Annotated in this window: 18 protein-coding genes and 2 pseudogenes; 11 read left to right on the forward strand and 9 right to left on the reverse strand. The window is 54.3% G+C overall.

The genetic code is table 11. From position 1 onward, the window contains the following. Positions 1-3 precede the first annotated feature (3 nt). From DSM25558_RS14895 to DSM25558_RS14910, 4 genes are all read left to right on the forward strand, one after another. Positions 4-918, forward strand: coding sequence for an ABC transporter permease (locus tag DSM25558_RS14895; protein WP_077105519.1), 915 nt, complete (start codon positions 4-6; stop codon positions 916-918). 31 nt (positions 919-949) lie between these two features. After that, positions 950-1,759: an ABC transporter ATP-binding protein gene (locus tag DSM25558_RS14900; RefSeq protein ID WP_244554211.1), complete on the forward strand. Its 810-nt coding sequence runs from the start codon at positions 950-952 to the stop codon at positions 1,757-1,759. A 7-nt stretch (positions 1,760-1,766) separates the two neighbouring features. After that, positions 1,767-2,582, forward strand: a complete 816-nt coding sequence (locus tag DSM25558_RS14905; protein WP_200800760.1) for an ABC transporter ATP-binding protein — start codon at positions 1,767-1,769, stop codon at positions 2,580-2,582. A 124-nt stretch (positions 2,583-2,706) separates the two neighbouring features. Next, positions 2,707-4,305 carry a glycoside hydrolase family 43 protein gene (locus DSM25558_RS14910; RefSeq protein WP_077105522.1) on the forward strand — a complete coding sequence of 533 codons (1,599 nt, stop codon included), beginning with the start codon at positions 2,707-2,709 and terminating at the stop codon, positions 4,303-4,305. A 289-nt stretch (positions 4,306-4,594) separates the two neighbouring features. On the opposite strand, the gene DSM25558_RS14915 is transcribed toward DSM25558_RS14910, so the two are convergent. The 3 genes from DSM25558_RS14915 to DSM25558_RS14925 all read right to left on the reverse strand — a co-directional run bounded on the left by DSM25558_RS14915 (position 4,595) and on the right by DSM25558_RS14925 (position 8,502). After that, positions 4,595-6,031 (reverse strand): lactonase family protein, encoded by a 1,437-nt coding sequence (locus DSM25558_RS14915; RefSeq protein ID WP_244554209.1) that lies wholly within the window; start codon positions 6,029-6,031, stop codon positions 4,595-4,597. Between the two features lie 51 nt (positions 6,032-6,082). Next, positions 6,083-7,396, reverse strand: a complete 1,314-nt coding sequence (locus tag DSM25558_RS14920) for a GH1 family beta-glucosidase (RefSeq protein WP_077105523.1) — start codon at positions 7,394-7,396, stop codon at positions 6,083-6,085. A gap of 125 nt (positions 7,397-7,521) precedes the next feature. Further along, positions 7,522-8,502 carry a mannonate dehydratase gene (locus DSM25558_RS14925; RefSeq protein WP_077105524.1) on the reverse strand — a complete coding sequence of 327 codons (981 nt, stop codon included), beginning with the start codon at positions 8,500-8,502 and terminating at the stop codon, positions 7,522-7,524. Positions 8,503-8,979: 477 nt separating this feature from the next. Here DSM25558_RS14925 and DSM25558_RS14930 point away from each other — a divergent pair, with 477 nt between their 5' ends. The 7 genes and pseudogenes from DSM25558_RS14930 to DSM25558_RS14960 form a co-directional block, all read left to right on the forward strand. After that, positions 8,980-10,581 (forward strand): ABC transporter substrate-binding protein, encoded by a 1,602-nt coding sequence (locus tag DSM25558_RS14930; protein WP_077105525.1) that lies wholly within the window; start codon positions 8,980-8,982, stop codon positions 10,579-10,581. A gap of 16 nt (positions 10,582-10,597) precedes the next feature. Then, positions 10,598-11,626 carry an ABC transporter permease gene (locus tag DSM25558_RS14935; protein ID WP_077105526.1) on the forward strand — a complete coding sequence of 343 codons (1,029 nt, stop codon included), beginning with the start codon at positions 10,598-10,600 and terminating at the stop codon, positions 11,624-11,626. A gap of 14 nt (positions 11,627-11,640) precedes the next feature. Next, positions 11,641-12,522 carry an ABC transporter permease gene (locus tag DSM25558_RS14940; RefSeq protein ID WP_371480038.1) on the forward strand — a complete coding sequence of 294 codons (882 nt, stop codon included), beginning with the start codon at positions 11,641-11,643 and terminating at the stop codon, positions 12,520-12,522. Then, positions 12,512-13,354, forward strand: coding sequence for an ABC transporter ATP-binding protein (locus tag DSM25558_RS14945; protein WP_077105528.1), 843 nt, complete (start codon positions 12,512-12,514; stop codon positions 13,352-13,354). Before DSM25558_RS14940 ends, DSM25558_RS14945 begins: the two co-directional genes overlap by 11 nt. Next, complete coding sequence (locus DSM25558_RS14950) at positions 13,351-14,133, forward strand: ABC transporter ATP-binding protein (protein WP_077105529.1); 783 nt, start codon at positions 13,351-13,353, stop codon at positions 14,131-14,133. Before DSM25558_RS14945 ends, DSM25558_RS14950 begins: the two co-directional genes overlap by 4 nt. Positions 14,134-14,199: 66 nt before the next feature. Further along, positions 14,200-14,523 (forward strand): annotated as a pseudogene (locus DSM25558_RS29370) (hypothetical protein); the annotation flags it as partial. Further along, positions 14,451-14,726: pseudogene (locus DSM25558_RS14960) on the forward strand (transposase); the annotation flags it as partial. The pseudogenes DSM25558_RS29370 and DSM25558_RS14960, both read left to right, overlap by 73 nt. 389 nt (positions 14,727-15,115) lie before the next feature. Here DSM25558_RS14960 and DSM25558_RS14965 read toward each other — a convergent pair. The 6 genes from DSM25558_RS14965 to DSM25558_RS14990 all read right to left on the reverse strand — a co-directional run bounded on the left by DSM25558_RS14965 (position 15,116) and on the right by DSM25558_RS14990 (position 20,603). After that, positions 15,116-16,369 (reverse strand): hypothetical protein, encoded by a 1,254-nt coding sequence (locus DSM25558_RS14965; protein WP_244554210.1) that lies wholly within the window; start codon positions 16,367-16,369, stop codon positions 15,116-15,118. Positions 16,370-16,740: 371 nt separating this feature from the next. After that, the gene (locus tag DSM25558_RS14970; protein ID WP_077105531.1) at positions 16,741-17,577 is read right to left on the reverse strand and encodes an ABC transporter substrate-binding protein; all 837 of its coding nucleotides are present in this window, start codon (positions 17,575-17,577) and stop codon (positions 16,741-16,743) included. A 29-nt stretch (positions 17,578-17,606) separates the two neighbouring features. Then, complete coding sequence (locus tag DSM25558_RS14975) at positions 17,607-18,371, reverse strand: amino acid ABC transporter ATP-binding protein (protein ID WP_077105532.1); 765 nt, start codon at positions 18,369-18,371, stop codon at positions 17,607-17,609. Continuing rightward, the gene (locus DSM25558_RS14980; RefSeq protein WP_077105533.1) at positions 18,368-19,129 is read right to left on the reverse strand and encodes an amino acid ABC transporter permease; all 762 of its coding nucleotides are present in this window, start codon (positions 19,127-19,129) and stop codon (positions 18,368-18,370) included. Before DSM25558_RS14980 ends, DSM25558_RS14975 begins: the two co-directional genes overlap by 4 nt. Beyond that, positions 19,126-19,833, reverse strand: coding sequence for an amino acid ABC transporter permease (locus DSM25558_RS14985; protein WP_077105534.1), 708 nt, complete (start codon positions 19,831-19,833; stop codon positions 19,126-19,128). The genes DSM25558_RS14980 and DSM25558_RS14985 overlap by 4 nt, the downstream gene beginning before the upstream one ends. Further along, complete coding sequence (locus tag DSM25558_RS14990; RefSeq protein WP_077105535.1) at positions 19,830-20,603, reverse strand: SDR family oxidoreductase; 774 nt, start codon at positions 20,601-20,603, stop codon at positions 19,830-19,832. Before DSM25558_RS14990 ends, DSM25558_RS14985 begins: the two co-directional genes overlap by 4 nt. Positions 20,604-20,671: the final 68 nt, after the last annotated feature.

Below are 20,671 nucleotides of genomic sequence, written 5' to 3' on the forward strand. Positions count from 1 at the left end.
ACCATGACAAAATCAGGTACGTTATCAAATCTCCACACCTGGCTGATCAATGAGGAATTCAGTTCCTCGAGTCAGGCCCGCCTACACAACATCTATATCGCTTGGCTTAGCTTGGTTGCCAATCCGCTTGCTCTGGCAGGATTCGTCGTTATCGTCTTCCTAATCATCATGGCATCGCTGGCACCTTTCATGCCGCTTCAGGATCCGATCGCTCAGGACTTCATGAAGGCACTGCAGGCTCCGTCTGCGGCGCACTGGTTCGGCACTGACGAATTTGGACGCGACGTTTTCGCTCGGCTCGTCTATGGCGGTCGTACCACACTTTACATCGCCATTCTCGTGACTGTCATCGTGGGGCCAATCGGCTTCGTGATCGGTGCCACCGCCGGCTATCTCGGTGGCTGGGCGGACGTCGTCCTGATGCGTATCACCGACATCTTCCTCTCCTTCCCAAGTCTCGTTCTCGCACTTGCATTCTCTGCAGCGCTCGGTCCTGGCATTGAGAATGCGGTGATCGCCATCGCTTTGACGGTCTGGCCGCCGATTGCCCGCCTTGCCCGCGCAGAGACCTTGACTTTTCGCCACGCGGACTTCGTTGTTGCGGCAGAATTGCAGGGTGCTGGCATGGGCCGCATCCTAATGCGTCACATCGTGCCACTCTGTGCGCCGTCAGTCATCGTGCGCCTGACGCTCAACATGTCGAGCATTATCCTAACAGCTGCCGGGCTTGGCTTCCTCGGCCTCGGCGCACAGCCACCCCTTCCAGAATGGGGCTCGATGGCCGCCTCCGGCCGCCAGTATCTGCTCGATGCCTGGTGGCTGACGACAGTACCGGGGATTGCCATTCTGGTCGTTAGCCTTGCCTTCAATCTGCTCGGCGACGGGCTGCGTGACATCATGGATCCCCGCAATGCATAAATCGACAGACACTATCCTGACCGTCGAGAAGATGTCGGTCGAATTTCCATCGCTTTCAGGTGCCGTCAGGGCTGTCCAGGAAGTCTCGTTCACGGTCGGTCGCGAGAAGATCGGCATTATCGGCGAATCCGGATCGGGCAAGAGCACGACAGGCCGCGCCATTATGCGACTGCAACCACCGAATGCCTCAGTCAGGGCGGATCGCCTCCAGTTTGAGGACCTCGACTTACTTCGCGCCACCGAAGGCGAGATGCTGTCGATCCGCGGTCGCCGCATCGCGATGATCCTTCAGGATCCGAAATATTCGCTCAATCCGGTCATGAGCATTGGCGAGCAGATATCCGAAACGGTAATCCTGCACGAACGAGCCTCGAAAAAGGAAGCCCGCGAACGTACACTTTCCATGCTGGAACGTGTTCAGATCCGTGATCCGCAGCGTGTCTTTGATCTCTATCCGCATGAAGTCTCTGGCGGCATGGGACAGCGCATCATGATCTCCATGATGCTGATCGCCTCCCCTTCCCTGATCATTGCCGACGAACCGACCTCAGCCCTTGACGTCACGGTTCGCCAGCAGGTGCTGTCGATCCTGGATGATCTCGTAACGGAGAGAAACATAGGTCTGATTTTCATCTCGCATGACCTCAATCTTGTCCGAAGTTTCTGCGATAGAGTGATCATCATGTATGCGGGCCGTATCGTGGAAACGATCGCCGCCGCCGATTTGGACCAGGCCAAACACCCTTACACCCGTGGCCTTCTCAACGCTTTGCCGAGCCTAGACCATCCACGTGACAGGCTGGAAGTGCTGCGTCGCGATCCTGCCTGGCTGGAGAACTGATATGACTATGATCAAAATTGACCATCTCGCCGTATCGTATGGCAGCGGCGACACCCTCATCAAAGTGGTGAAGGCCGTTTCGTTCGAGGTCGCAAAAGGCGAAACTTTCGGACTGGTCGGCGAGAGCGGTTGCGGAAAATCCACCGTGCTCGGCGCGCTCGCAGGTCGCAACAAGCAGTGGACGGGCTTCATGGAGATCGATGGCGAGACAATCACCAAAAAAAGAACCCACGCGCAGCTTGCCAAGCAGCAACTGGTTTTTCAGGATCCGTTCGGTTCGATCCACCCGCGACACACGATTGGTCGCACCTTGCTCGAACCACTGGAAATCCACGGCAAGGACCGACGTCAAGACCGCATCGAAAAGGTCCTGACAGATGTCGGCCTACCGCTCAATTTTCGCTACCGATATCCGCACCAGTTGTCGGGAGGACAACGTCAACGCGTCGCGATTGCCCGCGCATTGATCCTCGAACCGAGTATCCTGCTTCTCGACGAGCCGACTTCCGCGCTCGACGTCTCGATACAGGCGGAAATCCTCAACCTGCTTAAGGATCTGAGGGAGCGTGAAAACCTCACCTATATCCTCGTCAGCCATGATCTAGCAGTCGTTGCCCATCTGTGCGACCGGGTTGCGGTGATGCAAAACGGTGGTTTCGTCGAGATTGCTACAAGGCAGCAGTTGCTCGAAAATACGGTGCAGCATCCCTACACGCGCACGCTGATGGATGGCAGTCGCGGCTATGTCGCTCAATCCAGAAAGCGACAGTCGACTGCCGGATTCACCGCAGGCTCCGCGGACATGAATGGCGCGACCGTTTGATCGTCGTCCAGAATGCAAAATGGCGCCGGGCTCAACCTGTGCAGACATGGCAAGGCTGATCTGAAAAGAGGTCAGCTGGTTTTGAACAGGCGCTACATGCGTCAATGGCAATTAGAGTGAGACTATGATTCAGAACCCTATCTTGCCCGGTTTCCACCCCGATCCCTCGATTTGCCGGGTTGGGAACGACTATTACATAGCCGTCTCGACATTCGAATGGTATCCAGGCGTCCAGATCTATCGTTCAACCGATCTTCGCGAATGGCGACTGGTGAAAAGACCGCTCGACCGAGCCGAGCAACTGGATCTCCGTGGGGTGCCGGATTCTTGTGGCGTCTGGGCACCTTGCCTCACCTACGCAGATGGTCGCTTCTGGTTGATCTACACAGACGTCAAGCGCAAAAATGGTTCATTCAAGGACTGCCATAATTATCTGGTAACGTCGGAAACCATCGACGGTCCATGGTCAACGCCTACCTATCTGAATTCCTCCGGCTTCGACCCCTCGCTGTTCCATGACGAAGATGGCCGTAAATGGCTGTTGAACCTCACCTGGGACTACCGGGCCCGTCCCTCGAAGTTCGGCGGCATATTACTGCAGGAGTACGACCATGAGCAGGGTCGACTGATCGGTCCGATCAGTAATATTTTCGCCGGCTCGCCACATGGTCTCGCAGAAGGCCCTCACCTGTACAGGCGTGATAGGCGGTATCATCTTCTCGTCGCCGAAGGCGGCACCGGTATGCGACATGCCGTGACAATGGCGCGCTCAAATGAGATTGCGGGTCCATACGAGCTTCACCCAGACACCCATGTCGTCACCAGCCGGTTCCACCCCGATGCCAACCTCCAGCGGGCGGGTCATGGCGATCTGGTGGAAACGCCGGATGGCGACACCTATCTCGTTCACCTTTGCAGTCGACCGCTTCCGGGTATAGGCCGTTCGGTGCTTGGGCGCGAGACCGCGATACAGAAATGCATATGGGGCGACGATGGCTGGTTACGGCTGCAAGGCGAACCCTTCGTTCCGCAGGATATGGTTTTGATGTCCAGCAACACGCAGCCGAAGTCGTTGTCCGAGAATGGACGTTACACGTTCGATCTGCAGACCGGCCTTGCGGACGCATTTCAATGGCTTCGGACACCCAATCCGGACCGACTGTTTTCGCTCACGGCGCGGCCAGGCTATTTGCGCCTGTTCGGGCGTGAATCTGTCGGCTCTTGGTACGAGCAGTCACTTGTCGCACGGCGCCAGACGCATTTTGACTTCGATGCCGAAACCGAAGTTGACGCTGATCCACAGAGCTATCACCAGATGGCAGGACTGATTGCCTACTACAACAGCTTTGCGTACCATTATCTCTGCCTAACTCATGATGAAAACGTCGGCCGTTCGCTTCATATCCTATATTGCAATGGTGCCTGGCCTGTGGGCAAAACCATACTAGCGTTGGACGAGGCGATTGCCGTGTCGCCGGGGCCTGTGAAAATGCGGATAGAAGTCCGGGAAGCCGTCGCGCGCTTCTTTTATTGGAAAGACGATGCCTGGATTCGGATTGGGCCGCTGCTGGACCATTCCGCTCTTGCTGATGAAGGGGGAGAAGGTGAACATGCCAATTTCACCGGTGCATTCGTAGGAATGGCGGCCAACGACACCAGCGGACAAGCTATGTGCGCAGATTTTTCATATTTTACATATGCTTCTGGCTGTTACACGCCTTGACGGACTAAGCCCACGGAATTTGCGATGTCGTGCGCGTAAATTGACAAATCACCTTGCGCCGAAACTGTGTTGAGCATGAAGGTAATCGTTTCGGAACACGCTTTCACCTCAGGAACCGTGCGAAAACCTTCAATTCTCTTTTTATCCGAGGCGAACTTGCCTCGCGATGCGGTCTCGGCATATTGCTCGTCACCTCAGCCGGACATGGAATGAACGCATCTTTGAGGATTGGACAAGCTAGTTCAATCGGCACAGGGTGGTTTTCAAGTTTGCGCGCCGTCGCCGGTTTTTATGGAAAACGAACAATCTCGACCCAATTTGCGCCCTTGCCAACCCGGTATCGCCCGACGTTTTTCAGTGATCCGTCTTTCTGGTCAATGCCATAAACAGAAAGCTGTTCCGACTTCTCACCGGATGCGATCAGGAAACGCCCTGTCGGATCGATGCGAAAGCCACGCGGCTGCTTTTCGGTTTCGATGGTGCCCATATGCCTCAGTGCGCCGGTCTGCGAATCCACGGTGAAGATCGCAATCGTGCTGGTGGAACGCTCCGAAGCATAGAGGAACCGTCCATCCGGCGTCACACCGATATCGGCAGCCCAAATCTTTGCTGGCGGCGCGACACCGGCGACGGCGGGCGCTGTTGCTGGTTTTGGCGGGGCATTGAATGCCGGCGGTGCGGGAGGCGCGACGCCCTTTTCGAGACCAGCATCCGGCGAAAGAATTGCCACCACGTCTTTCTCTGTCAGTGTCCCGTTTGCTTCGAGCGCGTAGTGGATGACTTCACCGCTTAGTTCGGTGACGACATAGACAGACTTGTTGTCGGGTGAAACAATGATGTGACGTGGACCCTGTCCTGCCCTTGTCGCGACACTGGTGGGAGAGTTGGGCTCCAACAAGCCAGTTTCGGCGTTAAGAATATATTGCAGGACCATATCGGAACCGAGGTTCGAAACGAACACGTACTTTCCTGTTTTGTCACTTACGATCGAGTGGGCGTTTCGGCCTGTCAGGATGACTTGCATGGCACCGTCCTTAACGAGGCCATCAGCGCCAACCGGCAAAGATGCAATCTTGTTGCCGCCATAGGACGCAAAGAACAAAAGACGACCTGATTTTTCAACCGAAATATAGGGCATGCTATCGGGAAGCGCGGCCGCAGCTTTTTCTGTCAAGTCACCCGTTGAGGGGTCGATTTCGTAAGAAAGCACACGGTACGGCTGCGAACGAACAACAGCGTAAAGATGCTTGCCGTCGGGACTTACTGTCATTGGCATAACAGAAGCGCCGGCCTTGACATTCGCGTCTGGCGTCAGGGCACCTGTTTCCTCGTTCATGCTGTAGGTATTGATCTGACCATCGGTTGCCGCAGACACGTAAACCATTGTTTTCGCAGACGATGTCGACGTCGTCGTAAACATAGCACCTGAGAAAGTCAGGCAGGCTGCAGCTATCAGCATAACTTTTTGCATTTGCATCACTCCTCTATTTTTCGAATGCTCCGCCGACGACGAAATACCGCCGGGATAACGGACGACTGGCGCATCCAGTTCGCGCACCAAATCGATAACGTCCTGCCGCATGCCGTTACCATTTGCGGTCGGATGCACGGGCTCATAGATGCCCGTGTAGATGGCGCGACCTAGATGTTCAATGAACGCCCCATAAAGACGGCCATGGACGGTGCCAAGCGCATAGGCGTTATGCACTGTTCCTGTCGCGCGCATGCTTTGCTCCGTATTTCGGATGGGCTGTGACGAAGCTGGAGTGTCTCGTCTCTATTGGGGGCCGTCCTTCAGCATGTTCTGGAACGCGTGGTAACTCTCCTTGGGCAATCGATCCAAGGTCGCGGAGTCCATGCCTACAATACCGAATTTGGGCTCATAGCCTTCAGCCCATTCAAAATTGTCGATCAAGGTCCATGCGATGTGGCCACGTACGTCTGCACCTTGAGCCTGCGCATCGCGGATGGCGCCAAAATGCCTGTCGAAGAACGCAATGCGTTTGCTCTCGTTGTTTTCCGACATGCCGTTCTCGGTCACATAAATCGGCAGACCCGGATAATCATTTGATGCACGCACGAGAAACTCGGTCAGCGCCTGCGGGTAAACTTCCCAACCGACATTGCTCTTTTCCAAGTCGCCACGGGACTGCGTGAATGGGAAAACCGGCACGCGATCATCGTGTTTGTAGAGCGAGCGTGTGTAATAATTTATGCCTATCCAATCGATTGTCGGACACATTGCTTTCATGTCGTCTTGCCACTTGGCAGGAAGATAGGGCTCAAGAATATTCGTAACACGTTCGGGGTAGGTCCCCTTCACAGCACCATCAAGGAAGAAGCGATTAAAAATGTCGTCTCCCAAAGCGGCCGCTTCGATGTCTTGAGGGCTTTGGCTGAAGGGCTCGGCCTTCTCCATATTGACGACGATTCCTAGCTTGTCCTTGATGCCCTCTTCACGCATTGCGGTGATGCCAAGGCCGTGAGCGAGCAAAACATGGTGCATCGCTCTGGCGGTCGCCCGCACGTCGCGATAGCCTGGCGCATGAATGCCAAGAAAATGGCTTAAAACAGTGATGCACCACGGTTCATTGAACGTCGCGATACTCTCCAGCCTGTCGCCGAAATGGCGGCTGACCTGCCCGGCATAGTCGGCAAAAGCCTTGGTTGTATCGCGGTTCATCCATCCACCGCGATCCTGCAATGCGCTGGGTAAATCCCAGTGGTACAGCGTAGCGAATGGCTTGATTCCGCGTTCCAGCATGCCATCGATCAGGCGATCATAAAAATCGAACCCCGCGCGGTTGAGCACACCCGCTCCTTCGGGAAAGAGACGAGACCAGGCGAAGGAGAAACGATAGGCATCAAATCCGCCATCACGAATTAAGTCGAGATCCTCTGCCCAACGATTATAGTGGTCGCAAGCGATCGTTCCGTTATCTGCGTGTTTAACATTTCCGGGTGTTGCAGAAAATGTATCCCAGATCGAAGAGCCGCGTCCGTCTGTCTGTCCGCCCTCAATCTGATGGGCAGCCATTGCTACTCCAAAAACAAAGTCTGGTCCAAAATCGGCACGTTTGTGTGAGAACATTGCGTCATTCCTGAAGGCCAGGTGCGGCCGGTTCTATGTTGATTGTCACGCTCGGAGCACGCCATACACAGCGCTCCAAGCGATTTCTTCCCACACAGGGTTATGGGTGCGAGATTCAGCTCGACTTAGGCCCCGTAGGCATCGAGCGCTTGAAGCAGAGCCGCAGTGTAACCATAGCAATAAGCAAAGGCGACACCTTGTGGATCACGACCAGAGATGGTGGGTACGTGGTCCGGCATGATCATGTATTTGTAACCCACCTCACGATAGACCTTCAGCGACCGGGCCATATCCATGTCGCCTTCATCGGGAAAGGTTTCCATGAACGACAGCTTCTTGCCGCGAATGTTGCGGAAATGAAGATTAAAAATTTTGTTCCGGTTGCCGAACCAGCGAATGACGTCATCGATCTCTTCACGGGGATTTTTGAGCATTTCACCAACCGTTCCCTGGCAGAAATTCAGTCCGTGATAGGCGCTTTCTCGCATCGTGACGAATTTCTTCAGCCCGTCCACGGTTCCCAGGACCCGGGTTACGCCCTTATAACCCGGTGGCGTGTAGGGATCATGCGGATGGCAGGCTAGGCGAACCCGGCTCGCTTCCGCGACAGGCACGACCCGCTCTAAGAAATAGTCAATCCGTTCCCAGTTTTCATCTTCCGAAAGAACGCCAGCTTGGCCGGGCGCCGCGTTCTGGTCTGTTTTGTCCCATCGGAAGGACGCATTCTTAGAGCCGCCTCTTCCCAACTCATCGGGGGTGCGGGGAATTCCAATAAGGTTGAGATTGTACTTGGCTGCGGGAATACCCGCTTCGGAAAGGTTTTCAATAAGTTTGCAGATCGCATCGATCTGTCTATCGCGGTTTGGACCAGCCAGCAAAATATCTGGATATGTAGCGGTTTCGATTGGGCTTGAAGGCAACGGAAGCTGGATCATATCCAGCGTCAGACCAAAGCTTTCTACTTTTTCGCGCAAACGTTTAAGATCGTCGAGACCCCAACTGTCCAATGGGCCGTCTGGGTCCGCGCAGATGTGATTAACTCCAAGCTGCGACCAAATCCGATAATCATCATCATCGCGGGCAGCAAGCTGCGTCCCAACATACATGTCATTCCTCCTAGTTAGCCTAAAGAGATAATACCTCTTTTATCGGTTGTCGAGGTTCAAAAATTTTGAGTGTCCGGAATTTCCCCCAAAGGAGGTCTCGCCTTATTGCTGCAATCAGACGCGGGCTTCAGCACGGTGTTGATGATCATTTAGGACATGCCCGCCTTGTCATTGAAAATGCAACTGATTTGTTAAATCACTAATGTTACCTTGGGTTTATAAAGAGATATTAAATTTTCTCTTCGATTGTATCGTTTTTTAAGGGAGCTCACATTTGACGTCTCGCAAAGCGTTAAGTCGGTGCCGAATACATTCAAACGCGACTTGCGCGCCGCGCAATATTGGGGTTCACTTCGGGTTGAAGATGCGGTTCGTAACTTTAGACATCATACCAGATGCAGTTACAGCTCATAAATGTAATGCAATCATCGTATGACCTGTCCTACGTTGATATGGTTTATCTTGGAGGAGAAACCCATGAATGTAGTTTGTTCAAATCGAGTTTTTGCAGCAGCGTTTTTAGTCGCGCTTGCCAGTTCCACGGCGGCCGTTGCAGCAACCCCAAACGATCAGTTGGTTATCGGTACCTCACTGGCGCAAGTGCTCTCACTTGACCCGCAGCAAGGCACCGAAGTGAAGACACAGGAAATATTGGCAAACACCTACGACCGGCTCGTCTTTGCCGATCAAACTGACGGCAACAAAATCAAACCGCAACTTGCGGAAAGCTGGCAGGTTGACGACAAGGGCATCACCTTCAAACTGAAAGAAGCAAAATTCTCCTCGGGGAATCCGGTAACATCCAAGGACGTCCTGTTTTCCATTGTCCGGCTTTTGAAACTCGATCAGTCTGCAGCAACCAACTACAAGACGGCTGGTTATACCGCCGCCAACATAGAAAGCCTTGTTTCGGCTCCCGACGAAAAGACGTTCCGGATCGAACTGACCGACAAAGTTATCCCTGAAGCGCTCCTCTATAGGCTCGCAATGGGTGTATCGTCGGTCGTTGACAGCGTGGAAGTCGAAAAGCACGTCACCAACAACGATTATGGCAATGAGTGGCTACGTACCAAGACCGCAGGCTCGGGTCCTTACGTCCTTCGTCGCTGGACGCCCAATGATATCGTTCTTCTCGAAGCAAATGACGATTATCGTGACGGCAAACCGACCATGCGTCGTATCATCATGCGCCACGTTCCCGAAAGCCAGGCAGCCCGTTTGATGCTCGAGCGTGGTGATATCGATATCGCGAGCGCCCTGACCGCAGCGGATGTCAGGACGTTCGAAACCAACGCCAGCTTTGTCATCGATAAGGTCAAGACGGGTGGCTACTACGTTCTTGCGATGAATGCAGGCACAGAGCCTTTTTCCAAGCCAGGGGTGCGTGAAGCAATTGCCTACGGCATCGATTACAAAGGCATAGCGGAGACAATTCTGGGGTCTTACGGCCGCGTCCGCAACGTCCCAGTGCCAGAGGATTGGACAGGTGCGATAGCAAACCCCGACTGGTCTTTCCAGCCCGAGAAAGCCAAGAAGCTTATGGCGGACGCCGGATATCCAGATGGCTTCACAGTCACACTCAAAACCATTTCGCAAACGCCCAGGGTGGACATGGCCACGGCCATTCAGGCCAACCTTGCGGAGATCGGCATCAAGGTCAATATCCAGCAGGGCAACGGCGCCGACATCGTCGCCGCGCACCGCGCGCGCAATTTCGATCTGCTTATCCCCCAAACCGGTTCGTTCATGCCGACTGCACTGGGTTCCCTGGATAACTTTGCGTCTAATCCCAACAACTCCAAAGAAGCCAACAATGCTGGCAACTTTGTTTGGCGCTCTGCCTGGGACATTCCTGAGCTGAATGCGCTACGCGAGCAGGCAAACAGCGAAAGAGACGACGCCAAACGCATAGAGCTCGTGAAACAGATTCAAGAAAAGTTCATCGAACTCAAGCCTGCTGTCTTGCCGATGTTTGAACGGTTCGAGCCTATCGTCTTGAGCAACCGATTAAAGGGTTACAGCGGCCATCCATGGTCTTTGACCCGCATTGAAGGCGTTACGAAATCCGACGCTCCATAATCAGGCCATTGCGCACATGAAAGAGTTTACACTCATAGAGCTTGCTAGACGGATCGGGCATCTGCTTTTGAGCCTGTTCGTTCTGCTTGTCGTCACCTTCGTGATCGGTCGCATCTTGCCGACCGATCCGGTTGGTGCGATCGTTGGTGAACTGGCCGATCCCACGGCCTATCAGGCAATGCGGGAGCGGCTGGGTCTGGATCTACCGCTCTATCATCAGTTCTGGTTGTACATGATCTCCCTTTTTCAAGGAGATCTCGGTACAGCGATCCTGACGGGCAACCCTGTCACTGAAGATCTCAAGAATGCGTTCCCAGCAACATTGGAACTCGCAACTTTGGCGGTTGTCATATCGACGCTGCTAGGTGTTCCGCTAGGTATGACAGCAGCTTTCTTTCGCGATAGCTGGTTCGACAAATTTACGCGGGTCATCTCGCTCGTCGGGCATTCCATTCCAGTTTTCTGGTTCGGCATCGTAGGTTTGGTAATTTTTTATGCAGGCCTTCAATGGGCTGGCAGTCCGGGACGCGTGGATGTCTACCTCGAAGGCCTCGTCGAGCCTAAAACCGGCCTACTTTTGATCGACAGTCTCATGGCTGGCGACACGGAGGTGTTCTGGAACGCCGTTCACCATATCATTCTCCCCGCCTGTATCCTTGCCTACTCGGCTATGGCCTACATCACGCGCATGACCCGCAGCTTCACTCTGGAGCAATTGAACCAGGACTACGTGGTAGCCGCACGCGCCAAGGGAGCATCTAGTCTGCGTATTGTCATGCGCCATCTTCTGCCGAACATCGCCGTGCAGCTCATAACCGTTTTGGCGATTTCCTACGGCGGCTTGCTTGAAGGTGCGGTTGTGACCGAGATCGTGTTTTCATGGCCCGGCATCGGTCAATACATGACCAACGCCCTGATGAACGGCGACATGAACGCCGTTCTGGCAGGCACGCTGATCATTGGATTGATCTTCATGATGCTGAATTTCCTTTCCGATCTAGCATATCTCGTTTTCGATCCCCGCACGAGAGAGGCCACGACATGAATACTAGTCAAATTCTGGCGGCACGGCCCCAAGCATCGGGTGCTCTTGGCCGGACCACTAGCAGCTTAAAGAGCTTTTTCAAAAAACTGGCAGATGAACCGCTGGGCATGTTCGGTTTTGCCGTTCTGCTCTTGCTGGTCATCGTCGCCATTCTTGCCCCGTGGATTGCGCCTTACAGTGCCACCGGCCAAAACCTGTCGCAGGCTCTGCAACCACCGAGCCTCGCCCATTGGGCAGGAACAGATGAGTTCGGACGCGATATTCTTTCTCGCCTGATCTATGGTACACGCATTACAATCCAGACGGTCCTCGCCGTTTCGCTGATCGTCGGCCCTATCGGCCTTTTGATTGGCATTGTGGCAGGCTTTGTGGGGGGGCGAACCGATGCATTCTTGATGAGAGCAACGGACATCGTCCTCAGTTTTCCGTCATTGATCCTCGCACTCGCCTTCGCTGCGGCCCTCGGCGCTGGCCTCAACACCGCCATTATCGCCATTTCTTTAACGGGATGGCCGCCCATTGCGCGATTGGCTCGCGCGGAAACACTGATTGTACGCAACACGGATTATGTGGCTGCTGCCAGACTTTATGGGGCGTCGGGGACCAGATTACTACTGCTCTACATCGCACCGATGTGCATTCCCTCTGTTGTCGTGCGGCTAACTCTCAGCATGGCGGGCGTCATTCTAACGGCGGCAGCGCTTGGTTTCCTTGGTTTGGGAGCACAACCACCGGAACCCGAGTGGGGTGCGATGATCTCCAACGGACGCAAATTTATGCTCGATAACTGGTGGGTTGCCGTTATGCCAGGCATCGCCATTCTCGTCACCAGCCTAGCGTTCAACCTTGTTGGAGATACGCTTCGCGATATTTTGGATCCACGCCATGCCCGATAGTCAAACCATTCTCAAGGTCAGGGATTTATCGGTCCGTTTCGGGCGGGCAGAAGTTCCGGCCGTGCGAAATGTGAGCTTTGATCTCGGCGCAGAACGGGTCGGCATTGTTGGTGAATCTGGCTCCGGTAAATCTACGCTCGGGCGCGCAATCATGCGGCTTTTGCCGCCCTCTGCCCGAGTAGAGGCCACAACGCTCGATTTCGAAGCGGTGCCACTCCTCAGCCGCAGTGAAAAAGCGATGCGCGGTCTTCGTGGCAACCGTATGGCATTGATTATGCAGGACCCGCGTTACTCCCTCAATCCCGTACTTAAGGTCGGCAAACAAGTGGCAGAGGCTGCCCTTCTGCACCAGAAGATTGGCAAGAAACGCGCTTTTGAACTTGCCGCTGAAATGCTCGGAAAAGTCCGTATCGCAGATGTTGAACGCACTATGGAGCTGTACCCGCACCAGATTTCCGGTGGTATGGGTCAACGGGTCATGATTGCAATGATGCTGCTGGCCAAGCCGCGTCTTGTCATCGCCGATGAGCCAACATCGGCGTTGGATGTCAGCGTTAGAGGCGATGTCTTAAGGCTTCTCGACGAACTGGTGCGGGAAAATAATTCGGCACTTCTGCTCATCAGCCACGACATTCGTATGGTCGCATCCTTTTGCGAAAAAATTCTCGTCATGTATCAGGGACAGGTTATCGAAACGCTGAGCAGCATTGAAGAAGCGAAGCATCCCTACACGCGTGGGCTGATTGCCGCCATGCCAGATCCCAAACATCCTGTTTCCCGTTTACAAGTTCTGGATCGCCAAGCCATAAATGCAGCAGGGAGCCTGTCATGATTGAGGTCAAGGACCTGTCGGTGTCTTTTGCTCAGGGCAACGCTCGCAAGCAAGTTGTTAAATCGGTGTCCTTCTCCGTAAAGAAGGGCGAGACATTGGGCATCGTTGGAGAATCGGGTTGCGGAAAATCCACTGTACTTCGCTCTTTAGCGGGGTTGGACCGTCACTGGCAGGGAACGATCTCCCTTGCGGGAACGCCAGTTGATCGGGAACGTAGCAAGGAACAATTACTGCTGGCACAGATGGTTTTCCAAGACCCCTACGGCTCCATTCATCCGCGTCACCGGATTGAAAGAGTTTTGGCAGAACCCATTCGCGCCATGAAGAAGGGCGCTGGCTGGGACAGAGTTGCCGGTGCATTGGAGCAGGTTGGCCTGCCAACCAGCTTCTCAGAGCGCTTTCCACATCAGCTTTCTGGAGGGCAGCGCCAGCGTGTCGCGATTGCCAGGGCTTTGATGTTGGAACCTGCGATTTTGCTTTTGGATGAGCCGACGTCCGCGCTTGATGTTTCAGTACAGGCAGAAGTTCTCAATCTTCTGTGCGACTTGAGGGATCAGCGAACATTGACCTACGTGCTCGTCAGCCACGATCTTTCCGTGATCGCCCACATGTGCGACCGCGTGCTGGTGATGAAGGATGGTGCTTTCGTGGATGAATTGACGAAAGAGGACCTCCAACGTGGCGTAACACATAACGATTATTCGCAGATGCTCTTTGAAGAGTCCGTCAATGGATTGAGCGGGAAATATGCTGTCGCCCAGGGGCCTAGTGACTCTTGAGCGGCCACTGCTCCGTATTTAAGTTGCTGTGATGCCCTGCCGGACAGCTTTTGAAGGTAAGATCTATCGAGCGCTGACGCGGCCTATAATCAGACAACCTTCTATGAAGCTTGGCGTGTCATCATCCAACGCGATAGCATCTATAATCCGTATACGGGTCGCAGAGCGATCAGTGGCTTGCTGCCGCACGGACCTCATAATGTTCGGGACGTGTTGGCAACGCACATTCTGAAACTCACCGGCTCATATGAACAGGCGAGCTACGCCATCCAGGATACGCCGGAAATGGTTCAGCAACACGACGGACGCTTCCTTCCTCGACCGGCGGCAAGATGCGGCTCGGTGGTATCACGCGAGCCGGCGATGAAGCTCTTCGAGCCATCCTGGTGAATGGAGCAACCGCTGTCATTCATCACGCGCGGCGATCTGGCAAGGCTTCTCGATGGTTGGTGGAACTGGTCAAGCGCAAGCCGCCTAAACTGGCAGCTGTCGCAGTCGCCAACAAGATGGCGCGCATAGCTTGGAAACTCATAGTCTCTGGAGATACGTACAGCGCGCAATCTGGGCCGACTTTGAAGGGATGCGCCACATGAAGATTGGGGAGCAAGAGCCCAGGATATCCTGATTGTCATCACGTGTTGCTGATACAACAACTTGCAAGATGATAGCAAGTGGTGTGATCGATCGATCCGGGACACAGGATACACCGGGAATCCCATTGGCCCATCGAGGCCGCCTTGATGTTTGGGACCTGTGTTGCGGAAACATCTTGGCCAGCGTTCATGTGCGAACGCAAAAACAGGCCGGACATATGGACGCAAGCGATTAGATCAAATCATCTCAAAATATGTTGCGAACCGGGGGCCGTCCACATATGGGATAGGAACTGGTGGCGAAATTACTCGTCACCGCACGATGACCAAGAATTTTAGAACGGTAGTAAATGGCCTATTTCACAGGCGATTGAAATGGTCGACAAATCTTAGTTGAAATAGAAGGCGTAGGAAGCGAAGTTTCCTTCAAAGATCGAGGTGATCTGCCTCCATTGACCGTTGCTCATAGTGGGTCCGTCCCGAAGATAAGGTACTGCGGCAGGTCCGGTTATCCAAAGTATTAGATCGAAAGGTCGTGGATCGTCGAAAACTCTGGCAAGGTTGATACCCTTGTCAAAACGCCAATGCGGAACGAGGATGTTGCCGTCGAGAGCGGCTTCAAACTGCGAGAGTAAGGAGAGCCAAGCCTGAATGCGCTGTGGTGTGACCTCAAATGATGGGAGCACACCACTTTTTTGTTTTGGTCCTGGAAGCCATTCGTGGTCGTCGTCCGTTTCCTGTTCGATTAATGCCCATGTCTCTCGATTGAGCGAGATAACCATTTTCAGATGCTCGCGCACTTCGCTCCACATCGCCTTATCGACAACTGGCCAACGAATTGTGTGAATGAGCGTCACGAAGTCAGCGATATCGTCGGCCTGCGCCTTGTTGACGCCGAACATCGTGACTTCTTCACCGCTTGTGCCATTGGCATCCGCCATGGTGGAAACGGCCTTCGGGAAAACGACGCTGAAACTACTATTCCAGCTTTCGGAAAAATCATGCGACAGCCATGCCTTGGTGACGGCCATCATGATATTGCAATAGCCCTGCATCCATTTGGCGTCGGCAGTGTCAAATCCCACAATGAACGGCTTGGCTTTGCCGTTCTCATCCAGTTCGGCGATCGCCAGACCTAAATGATCTTCCGGTCCGATTACTCCGTCACCGTTCCAGTCAAAACGGGCCACCGAAAGATCGACCTTCAGTTTTGCCGACTTATCGCCCACGGCGGCAAGCGCCTTGTCGGCGGAATCAAGGTCGGCAATGAATGAAGCGAGAATGCCACGAAACTGTTCGTAAGTTATGGGCTCGGGATCGGGGTTTCTTATAACTTCGCTGATGCCACGGCCAAAAAACAGTTCATAACCGTCTGACTTCGACCCAAAGCCATGGCGATAAAGCGATTGCGATAACTTTTCAAAAGCACGCGCAGAACGCACAAGCCCCAGGCCCAACTGCGCGTCCGCATTGTTGGTGGCCTTTACGGTCAGACCCAGCAATTTCTCGTCGGTGTTGTCGATGCGGCCACCGCCGAGATACGATTGGAAGAGTTCTGTCGCTGCATTATCTGCTCGCGCGACGCTGGAAAGCGAAAGGCAGACAAAGCCAACCGCCACCATCAGGAGATTACAGTTTCTCACACAAAGTCCCCATTGTCAGTGCAACTGACAGTTATTGGTAGGCTTGTAGTGCTCGAAAATCAGCTACATACGCTCGAACAGATTGGTTATCCCCACGAAGATGATGCACCCGCGCCGCTTTCCATGAAATTGATGTATCTCCCACGGCGGCTTTCTATAAGCGAGCGACGCTCTCACTATTGATAGGAAGACGACCTTAGACACCGCTATTTCAAAACTGCCACAGTTGAAGTGGTCTGAACGGGCGAACCCTGATTGTCATTCGCCCCAGGTCAAAGCCGCAGCGCCGATGACTTTGGAGGCTGAAAGGGTAGCGCAAAAAGCGCACCCCTTCACCCGCTCGCGTCTAGCCCAGTCAGTCTTAACAGCAATCAGGGGATCGGCTCAAACTTCAACTCGCTCAACGGCACAACCTTATCGTTCCGGACGATCTTGTATTCGGTATCCGGACCGAGCCACTTGTTCCAAATCTCGCCGAGTTCGCCGGATGTGTCCAGCGTGCGCAGCACTTCATTAATCTTCGCAGTCAGAGCTGGCTGATCCTTTGCCATGCCGATACCGATTGGCTGAAACAGCATAGGATCCTGGATCATCCGCATCTTCTTGCCCTTGGTCTGCGACTCGTTGACGAACTTGGTCGTTGTCATCGTGTTTGCGACCATGCCGCGGGCCTTGCCCTGCTGCACTGCTAGGTAAGCAGACGCGGTGTCTTGGAATGTAAGCGGGTCAGACTTGTTGAGTTTGATCGACATTTCGGACGTCGAGCCCTTGGTCGAAGCAATGCGCTGGCCCGCAAAATCTGCTTTTGTTTTGCCTGGATCCTCGTCTGGAACGATCAGCATTTCCTTGGCGAGATAGTATGGATCGCTAAACTGGATTTGCTCGGCGCGGCTGAGCGTGTAGGCAAGATTGGCGACCGTGATATCCACGCGGCCGAGCTTGACTTCCGGCACGCGGGCTTCGACGGACACCGGTTTGACTTCGGCCTTGACGCCAAGCTTGTCTGCGATCGCCTTGCAGAGATCGACGTCGAAACCGGCCATTTCACGGGTCTTCGCATCTGGCGATGCAAATGGAGGCACGTCGGCAAAGGTTGCGCAACGCAGCGTCTTATTGGTCATAATATCGCTAAGCTGGTCGGCATGTGCCGGAGCGGAAAAGGCCGCTGCCGAGAGGGCAAAGCCGAGTGTAATGCACTTCATGTTCATGCTGTTCTCCTTTGTTTATTGTTTTAGTTCTAGTGCCGCAGGTCTGCGAGAAAACGCTGTGCCCTTGGATGTTTTGGACTTTTGAAGAAGTCTTCTGGCGTCGCCATTTCCAGAATCTGGCCAGCGTCGATGAACCAGATCCGGTCGGCAACATCGCGCGCAAAACCCATTTCGTGGGTCACGCACAACATCGTCATGCCATCAGCGGCGAGGCTCTTCATCACCGATAACACTTCGCCGACCATCTCCGGGTCCAGAGCACTGGTCGGTTCATCGAACAGCATCACCGGTGGCTCCATGGCAAGCGCACGGGCAATGGCGACGCGCTGCTGCTGCCCACCGGACAATTGGCCAGGATAGGCGTTTGCCTTGTCGACAAGACCAACTCGGTCAAGAAGGAGTAGCGCCTTGTCGTGGGCAACACTCGGCGTTACGCCCTTGACGCGGATAGGTGACATCGAAACGTTATCGACTACCGACAAATGTGGAAACAGGTTGAAGCTCTGGAAGACGAAGCCGATACGGCTGCGCAGCCGGTTGAGTTCGCTTGTCTTCATCGGCGCATGAATATTTTGCCCATCAAACGAGATCGAGCCGCTGTTTATTTCTTCCAAACGGTTGATGGTGCGAATCAGCGTCGACTTTCCAGAACCTGAGGGACCGCAGATGACCACTACTTCACCGCGCCCCACGTCCGCATCGATCTCTTTGAGCACCTCATAATCGCCATATCGTTTGGACACCTTGGATATCCGGATTGCGTTATTATCCTGCGATAATGCTAGGCTTGTCATAGCTGCTCCGATGCAATTTTGGCAGGCGCGGTCACCGCATCAATGGCGCGACCTCCGCCGAGACCAGCGCGTCTGCGGGTGATCTGGCGCTCAAGACGATTGGCGACGAAAGTGATACTCCAGCAAATCGCGTAGTAGATGATCGCCAGAATGAGGAAGACCTGGAAGGGTTGGGTCAGCAGTTGATTGTTGACCTGACTTGCCGCGAATGTGAGATCTGGGACATTGATCACATAGCCGAGTGTGGTGTCCTTTATGGTCGAAACGAAAGTCGAAAGGATACTCGGAATCATGTTGTAGAGTGCCTGCGGAAGAATGATGAAGCGCATCGCCCCGAGATAGCTGTGACCGAGCGCCTTGGCAGCATCCATCTGGCCATGGCCCAGCGAGACGATGCCTGCCCTCACGACTTCGCTCAGGAAGGCACCCTGATAGACGACCAGCGTGGTCAGCATTGTGATGAAGCTTGGCACATCCGCGCCGGTCAGCAACGGAACCAGGAAGTAACTCCACAGGATCAGCATCAGCAACGGCACCCCGCGCGTTACATAGACGAGCACAGTCACTGGCCAGCGTAGAAGTCGCCATTTGGAAAGCCGAGCCAGCGCCATCACAATGCTGATCGGAAAGGCCAGTGTGATGCTGAGCGCCGAGAGGATCAGTGTGTTGGCAAGACCGCCGAGCGGACCGTTGGGATACTGGCCAATCAGCAGCAGCAGCCAGTAATCATGGAAGATCGTGATCATGTCGTTAATCATGCCCGCGCCCTCCGGGCTGGGTCTGCGCGCATAGAGATGAAGGCACCCGCCCCCATGATGAGAAGCGAGAAGAATAGGTAAAGGACAGTGCCGATCAGATAGACCTCGAAAGTACGGAAACTGAGATTTTCGATTTCCTTGACCGCATGTGTCAGCTCAGAAGCGCCGATGACGATGCCGAGACTGCTGTTCTTGAACAGCGAGACACTATGATTGATCAGCGGCGGTAGCGCGTTTCGAATACCCTGCGGCATCATCACGAAACGCATCGCCGAAAGATATCCATGGCCGAGCGCTCTTGCCGCTTCCATCTGTCCGGAACTGACCGAACGAAGACCGGATCGCAGGTCCTCGCTGAAATAGGCAGCTTGACAAAGGCCGAGACCGATGACGGCAAAGATTATCTCGGCGTTGTGGCTTGCAAGCCAGTAAGTCAGCCAATCCGGCATTAGGGTGAAGATTCCGAAATACCAGAGCATCAGTTGAACGAGTGTCGGCACGTTGCGATGATAGGACACATAGCCAGCAACGAATGCATTGCCGAAACGACCAGGTGAGAAGCGCAAGGCGAGCAGCAGGACTGCCAGCGTCATTGCCAGCAGCCATGAACCGATGGCAATCACGAAGGTCATTTCGATGCCGTGGATGAGCATCGAGATAAACTCGGGATTGGTCAGGATCGCTGAGACGTCGAACCCGCTCACGGCTTCAACACCGCGGGTTTGGCTCGGGGCTTCTCCGGCCGCGCTGTCTGTAGGCCGCCCATGACCTGAAGCGTTGGAGTAATTTCCATATGACCAATGTTCACCGCAACAGGCGCGCCGATAGCATAAGCTATCGCATCGGCGATGTCGGATGCCTCGGGCAGCTCGAAACCGTCGATGAAACGTTCGCGTATCGATGGATCATCGCCGTGTACATGTGCAAAAATATCGGTTGCGACGCGGCCCGGACAAATCTCTGTCACCCGTACGCGCTTGCCGAAAGCATCCACGCGCAACTGGTTGGAGAGCATGCTGACCGCTGCCTTTGTCGCGTGATAAGAAGAATTTCCACCGAAATTGTAAGCACCTGCAATGGAAGAAATATTGATCACATGACCATTGTCACGGGCCACCATACCCGGCACGACCATGCGGCACAGATGCAGGACAGCCCGCAGGTTGACGTCGATGATAAGGTCGATGTCACCTTCCTCAGCCTCAAGAAACTTCTTTGGGCGATCGACGCCAGCATTGTTAACGAGAATGTCGAACTCGATCCGACTCGTCAATTCTGTGAGCGCAGCACGGTTGGTGACATCGATTGCATGTGGAATGCAACCCGTTTTTGCCGCCAGCGCCTGCAACGGTCCCGCGCTACGCGCCAGGGCATGAACCTCGATGTTCTCCCGGCGCAACCGCTCGACGACGGCGGCCCCAATTCCGGACGACGCTCCGGTGACCAATGCGGTCCTGTAGTCGGAAAATGACATTCTTTTTCCCCCGTCTGTTTCAAGCACATTAGTGGAACTTTTGAACCCTGAATAAGACCGATTATCTT

The sequence above is a fragment of the Agrobacterium sp. DSM 25558 genome (assembly GCF_900100825.1).
In the GTDB taxonomy this organism is placed as follows: Bacteria; Pseudomonadota; Alphaproteobacteria; order Rhizobiales; family Rhizobiaceae; genus Agrobacterium.